Source organism: Maribacter sp. R86514 (assembly GCF_044597005.1).
Classification (GTDB): domain Bacteria; phylum Bacteroidota; class Bacteroidia; order Flavobacteriales; family Flavobacteriaceae; genus Maribacter.
Window position 1 is genome coordinate 4,014,542 of record NZ_CP138999.1, and the last position, 12,996, is coordinate 4,027,537.

The following is a 12,996-nucleotide window of genomic DNA, read 5'->3' on the forward strand; positions in this document are numbered from 1 at the left end:
ATGAATTATCAGTTCAGTCATATAGGGATACCAACACAAGAAGAGAAAGACTGGGATGGCTATTATGAGCCCGGTAAAATACATTATACGAATTTTAATAATGATGAGTATGCGATAGAGTGGGTGAAATTCGATGCTGATAGTCCAATGCCCGAAATGATGCGTACTGTCCCTCATGTGGCTTATTTGGTAGATGATATTGATGAGGCATTATCAGGTAAAGATATATTGGTAAAAACATTCTCTCCGGCTGATGGCGTTCGTGTAGCCTTCATCAAGCATAACGGTTCACCTGTCGAATTCATGGAGATTAGCGAATAGGTTAGACTATACATTATTTACATTTCTACTTTTAGTAAACCGGTTTTTTTAGGTAAGGCTATAAATACCTGGTTCTCAAACCCTCTGTTTACACTATTCTTTGTTTATAGCTCTTTTTTTAAGTATGTGCTTAAAACGCACATATCATAATATTATATTCGCAAAATTTTACCCTAAAATTTAACAAGAAATCAAAAGGGTTAAAATAATGCTAGTACTAGGTAATTTTTTGGTGTTAAAACAGCGTAGCTTCCGCTTCTTTTGTAAAGTAAATGTTAAAGGTGGGTTAAGGGTATTGCGTATCTAGCTCAAATTCAAACATGTAAACACATTGAAATACTTAAACTAAACTTAAATCAACAAGAGAAAGCTTTATGGAAAAATTGAAAAAAGCAGTCGCAAATAAAAACAACCTTATGGGGAGTTGTTTTTATTTTAAAAAAATTCATGGAATATGGCTTTGCACTATTCTATTTATGTTCTTGAGTGTAACTAATGCATTGGCTCAAGATGTTTCGGTGTCCGGTATTATATCAGATGCTCAAGGTCCTTTGCCTGGCGCAAGTGTTGTGGTAAAAGGTACTACTTCAGGAGCCCAGTCAGATTTTGATGGAAATTATTCCTTGACCGTAGCTAACGGTTCGGTTTTGGTTTTTTCCTATATCGGCTATGCAACCCAAGAAATTACGGTTGACGGTCAATCAGTAATCAACGTAACTTTAGAAGAAGACGCTTCAAAATTAGATGAAGTGGTAGTTTTAGGGTATACCACCAAGAAAAAGGGAGAAGTAACAGGATCGGTAAGTACTATTGATAGTAAGGCAATTGAACAATCATCAAGTAAAGATGTTGCCAAATCATTGGCAGGTAGAGCTTCTGGTCTAATTATTAGTGACCGTGGTGGTGTGCCAGGTGCAGGCAACGGCGGTGGTGGCAGTACAGATGATGATGCCACTACGATCTTGATCAGGGGAAAATCTACCTTAGGTAATAACACTCCATTGATACTTATAGATGGTGTTCCTTCGGGATCGTTCTCGCAATTGGCGCCACAAGACATTGCATCACTTACAGTTCTTAAAGATGGTTCGGCGGCAATTTATGGTTCAAGAGCGGCCAATGGGGTTATTTTAGTAACCACAAAAAGAGGTAAGAGCGGAAAGCCGAAAATAAATTTCTCGCATGCTTATAACGTTTCGTCTTTTACAAAGCGTCCAAAGTTGATGGATGTAAACCAGTATGCAACTTACGAGAATGAAATAAATGCAAGAGTTAATGGTGCCGATGCAGACCCTGTATTTACACCTGGGGATATTGCAGGTTTTCCAAATACAGACTGGGCCGATGAGGTATTGGCAAAGACTTCTCCAGAATCAAGAACATCTTTATCTGTTTCTGGTGGAACCGAAAAGGCTAAATATTTTGTCAGTGGAGATTTTATTGACCAAAAGGGTTTGTATAAATCAGGAGACTTGGGTTTTAAGCAATATCAATTACGTTCTAATATCGATGTCAATTTAACGGATAGCTTTAAGCTAGGAGTGGATTTGGCTACACGTTTTGGTAAAAGGACTGCGCCAGGTGTTAACGCAAATAATATTTATAAGCTAATTTTTGCACTACCGCCAAACGAAATAGCAAGATACCCTAATGGTCTTCCGGCAAGAGGAGGGGATGAAGGTAATCCTATTTTAACCTCAAGTAATGCCTCTGGTTTTGAAGATAATTTCACGAACACGACAACAGGTCGTTTCACGGCAGATTGGAACTTGGATAAAGTTTTAAAGGGTTTAAGTATAAAAGGATTTACAGGGTTCAGAAAAATTGAAACCAATTCAAAATCTTGGTATTCTCCGTGGACGTTTTATGCTCAATTGGATGATGGTACTTTTGAACCTAGAATTGGATCTAACCAGCAAGGAACAGAACGTATCTTAACGGAAAGTTTTAGCAAGTTTGATGAGCAAATTTACAATGCACGTTTACATTACGATAATACTTTTGGTAATCATTCCATAAGCACCTTCGTAGGAATGGAAAGGTTGACCAACGATTCTAATAATTTCTTTGCAACGAAAGTCGGTGGATTTCCTGATGCTAGCAGAGGCGAATTGTTTCAAGGTAACAATGATGATAGACAGTCGTCTGGGGGAACAAGTTCTGAGTTTAAGAGACAAGATTTCTTTGGGTCGTTATCTTATGATTTCAAGAAAAAATACTTCATTGATTTTACCATGCGTTATGATGGGTCCAGTAGATTTGGAGAAGGCAATCGTTATGGTACATTCCCTAGTGTAGCAGGCTCCTGGGCAATAGACAAAGAGGGTTTTTTAGAGAATGTAAGTTGGATCGACGGGTTAAAACTTAGGGCTTCTTGGTCAGAAATGGGTAACGATCGTATTGGTCCAAACCAATTCCTTTCCTTGTTCGATCTTGGAACGAATACAGGTAATGCAAACAACCCATTGGCGACGAGATTTCCAAATTACTACGTTTTGGGTGAAGGAGGCGAAAGTTTTTTCAATACCTATAACCTTTCTAGATTGGCAAATACCGATGTTACCTGGGAAACGGCCAAACTTTGGAATATTGGTTTGAATTTTACTTTGTTCGATAATAAACTATCTGGTGATTTCAACTACTATGAACAAGATAGGGCAGATATTTTGGTGAACAGATCAGGAGCTATCCCTGGGTTTATTGGACTACAGAACAGTCAAATTCCGGCTGAAAACATAGGTGAGACCAGAAGCTGGGGTTACGAATTTGAATTAGCTTGGAATGATCAAGTAAGCGATAACTTCTCTTATAATTTAGGAATGAATTTTACGAACGCTCGTAACGAGGTAATCTCATTACCAGAAGGTGATAATATTCTAGATTCCCAAAAACAAGCCGGTAAGCCTATAGATTCATATAATAGAGTTTTCCCTACCAATGGTATTTTTAGAGATCAAGCGCAAGTTGATGCTACTGCAATAAAAAGAGAGGGTACTGTGCCAGGAGAACCAATTTACGTAGACGTAAATGAAGATGGTATAGTAGATGGAAATGATTTTATCAGAACATCGACTTCTAACATTCCGCAGGTACAATATGGTATTTACGGGGGCTTTAATTATAAATCTTTTGGCTTGAATTTCTTGTTCCAAGGACAAGCTGAAGCTGAAACCCTGGTATTCTTTGATCAATCAGGTGCGAAACCAGAATTTGTATTCAATGAAAGATGGACACCGAGCAACACAAATTCAATCTATCCAAGAGCCTTTGCGCAAGGTGATGCAATTAGTGGAGGACAAGTAGACGGAGTTGATGGTTTTGCCGACATATATTATTTTGATGCCTCTTTTGTGCGACTTAAAGAAGTTGAACTGTCGTACACTTTAAAAAGCGATGTTGTCAAATTTGCTGATGTTCGCCTGTTTGCTAGAGGCTTTAACTTAGCCACTTTCTTCTCGGATATATGGGATTTGGGTCTTGACCCGGAAGCTACGGGTTATAACAACTTTAGAGGAGCACAATATACCCCTCTAAAAACATATACTTTGGGTGTTAATTTTAGTTTCTAAAAAAAAATGATCATGAAAAAATATAAATCGATTAAAAGATATAGTACCATGGTACTAACAATCATCCTCTTTAGCTTGGGTGCTTGTGAAGATAGTTTGGAAATAGATGTGAGGGATTCTTTTGCCAGTGATTTGGTACTTAGTACGCCTGAGCAAGTAGAATTATTGTTACTTACCACATATAATAGTACAGAATCATTTGGGGCCGGTAGTCAGTTTTGGGCGCGCTATATGAATGTGGAAATTGCCTCTTTTGAAGCAAGAATGAATTTTAACGCGGCTACGCAAGCACTAGATCGTTTCAATGTAGTTAGAGGGTGGACTTCTGCGAATGTAGGTCAGTTGGGTCAAAAGTGGCAAGATCTTTGGACCTATGTAAGGCAAGCAAATGTATTTTTGGAATTGGTCGAAGAAAGTGAGGCACAACAAAATAATCCTGATGAAATTGAAGCACTTAAGGCAGAGATGCGATTTTTGAGAGCCAATCAGTATTCAAAATTATTAAAATTCTATGGCGGTGTACCATTATTGACTTCTGCTGCCACACTAGATGATGATTTTAATATACCACGTAACAGCTATCAAGAGGTTGTAGAATTTATAGTAAGTGAAATCGATGAAATTGCACCCCTTTTACCTTTGACTAGAGATAGTGGAGAATTTGGTAGAGCTACAAGATTAGCTGCATTGGCCCTTAAATCTAGGACATTGTTATATGCGGCCAGTGATTTGCACGACCCGGCTATGGCACCGCAATCATCTAATCTAGAGTTGTATACATATGATAAGCCAAATAAATGGCAAGATGCCGCAGATGCTGCCGCAGCCGTAATTGATTTGGTCGGTGACAGAGATTTGATTAGCACACCAAATGCAAAGGCTTACCAAGAACTGTTTTTATCGGCAAATCAAGATATTTTGTTCGCTAGACCTTTTGGCGGTACTGTTTTTGGGTTCGGTACAGATGTTACGACACAGCCAGACAATGCGCAGTCGCCTAGAGGTTTTGATGGATGGGGTCTTTCAACACCATTGCACAACTATACTATGATCTACAATATGGAAGATGGTACTACTACTGAAAGTCCTTCTTTTGATGCTGCCAACCCTTACGAGAACCGCGAAATGCGTTTTTATGCCAACATCAATTATCAAGGGGCGGTTTTTAGAGGAAGACCTATTGATTATTCTATTTCTGTAGATAACACTGTGGTGCCAGATGGTTTGGATTCTTTTTCGCAAGACCAACAAACTTTAGGGAATTTTAGACATGGTTCTACAACAGGTTATGCAATGCGTAAATTTCAAAATGAGGCATTGGGTACAGACGTAAAACAAGCAAGTCCTGGAAGACCTTATATCATATATAGACTCGCAGAAATTTATTTAAATTATGCAGAGGCTTCGTATAGAGCTGGAGATGAAGAGACGGCAAGAAGGTATGTAAGTAGAGTTTCTGAAAGAGCTTTACAACCTGCCATTACCGCAAGCGGTCCAGAACTTTTAGAGGCGATTAAAAGAGAGAGAAGGGTTGAGCTTGCCTTTGAAGGTCATAACTTCTTTGACGAAAGACGTTGGTTAAATGAAGATAATCTTGGTTTTGATGTGAAAGGTTTGGCCTGGACAAAAGAGCTTGACGAAAATGTTTCATATGAAGAATTTACGATTGAAACAAGACCATTTGATCAAAAGCAGTACTATTTACCAATACCGCAATCGGAAATAAATAGAACTGAGGCACTTGTGCAAAATGAAGGATATTAATTAATAGTAGTTTGTTTAATTTAAGAGGTTCAAAGCCGGAGCATGTCTCCGGCTTTCCTTCTAAAAAGTATGTAGAACTCTAAAAAAAATGTAATGAAAAAAATAGTTGTTGTAGCAATTTGTCTTATGGCTTTATGTTCTTCGGCACAGAAAAAACCAAACATTGTGCTATTGTTCTCAGATGATGCAGGTTATGCCGATTTTGGTTTTCATGGCAGTAAGATAATGAAGACCCCTAATCTAGATAAGTTGGCAAAACAGGGCGTACGTTTTTCACAAGCTTACGTATCTGATCCAACCTGCGGTCCATCACGGGCAGGTTTGATTACAGGTAAATATCAACAAAGATTCGGTTTTGAAGAAAATAATGTGCCTGGTTACATGAGTGCCGTTTCCGCTGCAGATGACCGAGAAATGGGCGTACCTGTAGAAGAAGTGACCATTGCAGATTATTTGAAAGAACAAGGCTATGCCACTTCATTTTATGGTAAATGGCATTTAGGGGGAGATGATAGATTTCACCCAACAAAGCGTGGTTTCGATGAATTTTATGGATTTAGAGGCGGTGCAAGAAGTTATTTTCCATATTCAGATGCACCTGCAAGTGAATTGGATCTAATGGAACGCGGATTTGGGAATTTTGTAGAGCCAGAAAATTATCTGACAGATGCCCTTGCCAAAGAATCCCTAGATTTTATTGAAAGAAATGCAAAAGCATCAAAACCATTTTTTACCATATTATCTTTTAATGCGGTTCATACGCCCATGGATGCTACGGAAGATGATTTAAAACAATTTCCGAATTTACAAGGTAAGCGAAAGACCGTTGCCGCTATGACCTTGGCACTAGACCGTGCCTGTGGTAAGGTTTTAGATAAATTAAAAGAATTAGGTATTGAAGACAATACCATTGTAATATTTACGAATGATAACGGCGGACCTACCGATAAGAATGCAGGTGTAAATTATCCGTTAAGCGGAACCAAGTCTAGTCATTTAGAAGGTGGAATACGAGTGCCGTTTCTAATGAAGTGGCCAGGAAAAATAAAACCGAATACGGTATATGATTATCCTATAAGTACATTGGATCTGTTGCCTATCTTTTATGCAGCCGCAGGTGGTAATGAAAAGGAATTGAAAGATATTGACGGTGTAAATCTTATGCCTTTTATCAATGGTAATAATAAAGCAAGACCTCACGAAACACTTTTTTGGAAGAAAGATGCAAGAGGTGTTATTCGTAAAGGAGATTGGAAACTTATAAGATATCCAGATAGGCCTGCAGAACTTTATAATATACCGTTAGATATTTCAGAAACTAATAATGTGGTAGCCGATCATCCAGAAATGGTGAAAGAACTTTTCAAAGAGCTTTTTGCTTGGGAACTTACCTTAGAAAGACCCCGATGGATGCTTAAAAAATCTTTTGAAAAAGTCGATATAGATCGTATGGACGAGTACAGAGATCAATCAAAGTATTTAAATGGAGAATCTCAAAAATAGAATGTCAATTTTATGACCAAGAAACGTTATAACATACTTGCTTTAATTTTCGGAAGTGTAGTTATCAATTATTTGGATAGAACCAATATATCTGTTGCCGCCCCTGCCATAAAAGAAGCCTTAGATCTGTCATCGGTTCAGTTAGGGTTAATATTTTCTGCCTTTGGGTGGACCTATGTTGCGCTGCAAATACCAGGTGGTATTGTTGTAGATAAAATAGGTGCTAGGTTGTTATATGGTCTTATGCTTTTCTTTTGGTCCATAGCTACCCTTTTGCAAGGTTTTGTGAATTCATTTATAATCTTGTTGGGCTTACGTGCAAGTATCGGAATATTCGAAGCACCGGCATATCCCGCAAATAATGCTATCGTTACAAAGTGGTTTCCCGAGAATGAAAGGGCTTCTGCAATAGCTATTTATACTTCGGGGCAATTTATTGGTTTGGCATTTTTATTTCCTGTTCTTACGGTAATTCAAGATCAATTGGGATGGAGAGGGTTATTTATAATATCAGGTATTATAGGTATACTTTGGGCTATTGTATGGTATGTATTTTACCGTGACCCAGAGAAACATAAATCTGTAAGTACCGAAGAATTAGCGCATATTAGAGAAGGGGACGGATTAGTAAAAGCCAGTAATACATCTGTCGAAAAAACAAAATTTAGTTGGTCAGATTTAGCGCAAGCTTTTAAACACAGAAAATTGTGGGGAGTATATCTAGGTCAATTTTGTGTTGGATCTGTTTCCATATTTTTCTTGACATGGTTTCCGACTTACTTGGTAGAATATAGAGGGTTGGATTTTATAAAGTCGGGCTTTTTGGCATCGCTTCCTTTTCTCGCTGCATTTGCAGGTGTTTTACTTTCTGGTTTCACATCAGACTATTTGATTAAAAAAGGAAAGTCTAAGGAGATTGCAAGAAAAGCACCGGTATTATGTGGTTTATTGTTATCGGTCAGTATTATCGGAGCCAATTTTACAGATGATACCTTTTACGTCATTTTATTTATGACCCTTGCTTTTTTCGGTAATGGACTTGCTTCGATCACATGGGTATTTGTTTCGTTAATGGCGCCAAAACATTTGATCGGTTTGGTTGGAGGCGTATTTAATTTAATAGGCGGGTTGTCTGCAGTGGTAGTTCCGGTAGTAATAGGGTTACTTGTCAAGGATGGAGATTTTAGTCCGGCATTATATTTTATAGGCGCAATGACTCTGCTTGGTTTCCTATCCTTTTTGTTGATCGTTGGTAAAGTAAAAAGAATTGAAGTGGTAAAATCCCAAGTTTAAAAATAATATATGAAGATTACAGCAGTAAAAACATTTCCGATCAATATAGGTTTTGGTAGCCAATTGATTATTAAAGTGGAGACTGATGCCGGTATTTATGGTTGGGGTGCATCTGGTTTGTCAGGAAGAGAACTAGCGGTCATGGGTGCAGTAGACCATTTTAGACCTAATATACTAGGTAAAGATCCAAATCAAATTGGAGCCATTTGGCAAGATTTGTATAGAGGTCAATATTTTGAAGGAGGTCGTGTGTTAACTGCGGCTATTTCTGCTATAGATATTGCCTTATATGATATTAAAGGTAAATCTTTAGGTGTGCCTGTTTATGAATTATTGGGTGGTAAACAAAGAAACCATGTAGATTGTTTTGCCTCTTTAAGATTTACTACAGAAGAAGAACTGATCAATAGAGCTCGGGTTTTAATTAAAGAGGGGTGGAAAGTACTTCGTTTGGCACCAGCTGAATATGAAGAGAACAGTCGGGCTTTTTTTGAACCAAGGGAATCTATCGCCAAAATCTCTAAGTGGATTACAAAATTGCGAGAAGTAATAGGGCCTGATCCAGTTGTGGGTATCGACTATCACCATCGACTATCTGCCGCCGAGACTTTTTCGTTTCTATCTAAAATGCCGCATGGAACTTTAGATTTTATCGAAGAGCCCATTAGAGATGAAACGCCAGAAGCATATGAAAGTCTTCGTAATATGATAGATATACCATTTGCCATAGGAGAGGAGTTTGCAAGTAAATGGCAATTTTTGCCGTATATAGAAAGAGGTATAACACAATTTGCTAGGGTAGATGTATGTAATGTGGGCGGTATAACAGAAGCGATGAAAGTTGCTGCTATAGCAGAAGCCCATTATATTGACTTAATGCCGCACAATCCGTTAGGTCCGATCTGTACGGCGGCTTCTATTCATTTGGCGGCAGCATGCCCTAATGTAGCATGGTTAGAAGAAATTAATACACCTGCAGAGCAACCGGGTACCAATGATGCTGAATTTTATCCGATACAACCCCAATTAGATGGTGCCAAATATATTATCCCAAATGTGCCAGGGTTAGGTGTTGAGTTTAATGAAGAATTAGCCTCGTCCAAAAAATTTATTCCGGTAGAAACCCCTCGTTTAAAAAAGAGAGACGGATCTTATACAAATTGGTAAAGAAATAGAATTATGAGTACACACCTAAAGTTCAAATGGTCAAGAATATTGTTAGTGGTAACAATTATTGCTGCAGGTTCAATTTTACGATCACAAGATCGCCCAAATGTCATTATTATGATGAGCGATGATCAGGGCTACGGTGATATTGGTGCTCACGGTAATCCGTATTTAAAAACTCCGAATATGGAATCTATTGGAGAGCAAGGTGTAGAGATGACCCATTTTTTTGCATACCCTAATTGTTCTGCTTCTCGTGCAGCAGTACTAACAGGTAGGTATCCATATAGAACCGGGGTAACCGCGGTAACTCAAGTAGATCATTTCATGAATACCTCTGAAGAAACTTTGGCTGAAATTCTTGCGGAAAACGGATACAGAACAGGCATTTTTGGAAAATGGCACTTAGGCGATAATGTTCCAATGAGACCAACAGATCAGGGATTTCAAGAAGCTTTGGTGCATAAAGGCGGCGGAATAGGGCAGGCTGCAGGTCCTGCAGGAAACACGTATTTCGATCCAGTTTTAGAGCATAATAACGTGTCTAAAAAGTATGAAGGCTATTGCGATGATATTTTTACCGATGCCGCTATAGATTTCATTGCTCAAGAGAATAAAAAGCCTTTTTTAGCTTATTTAGCGACCAATTTACCGCATTTTCCATTACAAGTTCCTGATGAACGTGCTGAGCCATATCGTAAAAAAGGATTGCATGAAGACAATGCGTTAACCTATGGAATGATCGATAATATAGACTATAATGTAGGTCGTGTATTAGAAAAATTAAAGGAGTTGGGGATTGAGGAAAATACCATTGTAATTTTTTTATCTGACAACGGTCCAAGAAATAGAAGAACTAAAAACGACGTATATCCTGGCCGTTGGACGGCTAATTTAAGAGGGACTAAAACAAGTGTATATGAATGCGGAATAAGAGTGCCCTTTTTTGTAAGGTGGCCGGGTAAAATAAATCCTGATCAAACCTCAAAAACCATGGGTACCGTCATTGATATTTTACCTACCATATTAGATGCTTGTGACGTAGCTGCTCCAGAGAATATAGATGGTAAATCTCTTTTGCCATTATGGAAAGGAGAAGCAGATGCTTTTGAGAATAGTTTGTTCTTTACCCAAATGCATTATGGGCCCACGCCTTTTAAATACATGCATTTTGCTGTACGGGGACAAAAATATAAATTGATTAGTCCGCACGATTTTCCACATGGTATTTTGTACCAGCCTAAAGATGAAGAATTGCAAGAAGTACTTGCAAATTTAGAACTCTATGACGTTGAAAATGATCCAAGCGAACGAATCAATCTAGCTGCAAAACATCCTGAAATGGTAGAGCAGCTATTGGCTGAATATGAAAATTGGTTCGATGAGGTTACAGAAGAACGAGACGCCAAAGGCATTCAAAGAATACATTTAGGCACGTCGCAACAATTAGAAGTAAATCTATCGAGGTTCGATTGGGGCGGACCACGAGTAATTTCTAAAAACGAATTGGGGCATTGGCGGGTAACCACAGAATTAGGGGCGTATTCGGTAAGCTTAGATTTGCCAGAGGTGACTTCAGATGGTGTCGCTCATCTAAAATATAATGACATGCATCTTAAAAAACCAATTCGTAAAGGTCAAAAAAACGTTGTTTTCAGCGATGTCCCATTACCAAAAGGAGAAGGTAATTTTCATGCCTATTTCAAAATTGGAAGGTTGGCAACAGGACCGCTATTTGTCGATGTAAAACGGATGGATATTAAGTAGAAAAAGATACAAAATCGCTAATTAATAACATATGAAAGCACAGAATAATAGAGCATTTACCTATGCTGTAATAGTTGCAATTGGTGGATTTATTTTTGGGTTAGATGCTGCATTAATATCGGGGACGGTAAACTTTATTTCTCAAGAATTCGGTTTAACAGATTTACAACTAGGTACAGCTGTAAGTGCACCTGCACTAGGCGTATTATTGGCATTACCTTTTGCAGGTTATGCCTGTAATCAATTTGGTCGTAAACGAACGCTACAGATTGTGGCCGTTCTTTATCTCTTTTCTGCTATAGTTTCGGCATTGGCACCAGACTATTGGACTTTGGTTATTGCTCGTTTTATAGGTGGTTTAGCTTTTAGTTCCATCTCATTGGCATCAATGTACATTGGTGAAATAGCACCTCCAAAATTACGTGGTAAACTAGTATCCATGACCCAAATTAATATAGTGGTAGGTTTATCAATGGCATATTTTATTAATTATTTGATTTTGCAAGCTATTGGGTCTGGGGCAGAATGGGCAATAAGTTGGGGTGTTAATGAAAATACATGGCGGTGGATGCTTGCTTCCGAAATATTACCTGCCTTGGTATGGTTGGTACTTTTATTTTTTATACCAGAAAGTCCTGCTTGGTTGGTGTATAAAAACAGAATCGCCGATGCCAAAAGAACCTTGTCAAAAATTATTCCTTCTAATGAAATTGACCAACATATTCAAGAGACTCAAAAGAGTTTGGATAAGGGAGATGAAAATCGTTCAATGGTGGCTCAGTTTAAGGAGATTTTCAGTAAACCAATGCGCAATATTTTAATCATCGCTACAACGATAGCCATTGTGCAACAATCTACTGGAATAAATGCAATTTTGTTTTATGCACCTACGGTTTTTGAACAGTTAGGTCTAGGAACGGATGCTGCATTTGCTCAAGCTATTTGGATTGGACTAACCAGTATTATATTTACCGTACTTGCCATTTTGTTGATTGATAGGATTGGGCGTAAACCAATGATTATTTTTGGCATGATATGGATTATCATTAGTTTAGGTATGTGTTCTTACGGATTTAAAAGTGCCCGCTATACTATTACCCAAGATGCTATTTCTCAAATGACGGATATGGTGGGTGTTGATAAACTTCATGTACTTGTGGGTAAAGAATTTGGTAGTGATACTGAGTTTAAAGGCGCTTTAAAAGAAGTGTTAGGGGAAGAGGGTGCGCGTAATAATAGCAGCATGCTCTTGGAAAAAGCGGCAGATTTAAACGCTACTTTAATTCTAATTGGTCTTTTAAGTTTTATTGCGGCATTCCATTTTTCTGTCGGACCGATCATGTGGGTCTTGTTTTCTGAGATATTCCCAATTTCTATACGGGGTATTGCCATACCCTTCTTTACTATAATTACAAGTTTAACCAACTATGTAGTACAACAATTTTTTCCGTGGCAATTAGCCACAATGGGTGGTAGTGCTATTTTTCTTTTTTATGCAGCTACCGTTACCGTAGGTGTGATTATTATATGGAGGTATTTAAAAGAAACCAAGAATATGAGCATTGAAGAAATACAATTGGCACTTCTAAAAAAATAAATTTAATATCGTAAT

At 38.1% G+C, this 12,996-nt stretch carries 8 protein-coding genes; all 8 read left to right on the top strand.

Annotation, left to right across the window (positions count from 1 at the left end; translation table 11 throughout):
• The 8 genes from SJY30_RS17455 (at position 1) to SJY30_RS17490 (ending at position 12,981) form a co-directional block, all read left to right on the top strand.
• Entirely contained in the window at positions 1 to 321 is a 321-nt protein-coding gene (locus tag SJY30_RS17455) for a hypothetical protein (protein ID WP_396633394.1), read from the top strand.
• 374 nt (positions 322 to 695) lie between these two features.
• Positions 696 to 3,890: a SusC/RagA family TonB-linked outer membrane protein gene (locus tag SJY30_RS17460; RefSeq protein ID WP_396633395.1), complete on the top strand. Its 3,195-nt coding sequence runs from the start codon at positions 696 to 698 to the stop codon at positions 3,888 to 3,890.
• A gap of 12 nt (positions 3,891 to 3,902) precedes the next feature.
• Positions 3,903 to 5,654: a RagB/SusD family nutrient uptake outer membrane protein gene (locus tag SJY30_RS17465; RefSeq protein ID WP_396633396.1), complete on the top strand. Its 1,752-nt coding sequence runs from the start codon at positions 3,903 to 3,905 to the stop codon at positions 5,652 to 5,654.
• Between the two features lie 93 nt (positions 5,655 to 5,747).
• Positions 5,748 to 7,157 (top strand): sulfatase, encoded by a 1,410-nt coding sequence (locus SJY30_RS17470; protein ID WP_396633397.1) that lies wholly within the window; start codon positions 5,748 to 5,750, stop codon positions 7,155 to 7,157.
• A gap of 12 nt (positions 7,158 to 7,169) precedes the next feature.
• A complete protein-coding gene (locus tag SJY30_RS17475; RefSeq protein WP_396633398.1) occupies positions 7,170 to 8,450 on the top strand; it encodes an MFS transporter in 1,281 nt (426 codons plus the stop codon).
• A gap of 9 nt (positions 8,451 to 8,459) precedes the next feature.
• Positions 8,460 to 9,617: a mandelate racemase/muconate lactonizing enzyme family protein gene (locus SJY30_RS17480; RefSeq protein WP_396633399.1), complete on the top strand. Its 1,158-nt coding sequence runs from the start codon at positions 8,460 to 8,462 to the stop codon at positions 9,615 to 9,617.
• Positions 9,618 to 9,629: 12 nt separating this feature from the next.
• Positions 9,630 to 11,384: an arylsulfatase gene (locus tag SJY30_RS17485; protein WP_396633400.1), complete on the top strand. Its 1,755-nt coding sequence runs from the start codon at positions 9,630 to 9,632 to the stop codon at positions 11,382 to 11,384.
• A gap of 31 nt (positions 11,385 to 11,415) precedes the next feature.
• Positions 11,416 to 12,981 (top strand): sugar porter family MFS transporter, encoded by a 1,566-nt coding sequence (locus SJY30_RS17490; RefSeq protein ID WP_396633401.1) that lies wholly within the window; start codon positions 11,416 to 11,418, stop codon positions 12,979 to 12,981.
• Positions 12,982 to 12,996 lie beyond the last annotated feature (15 nt).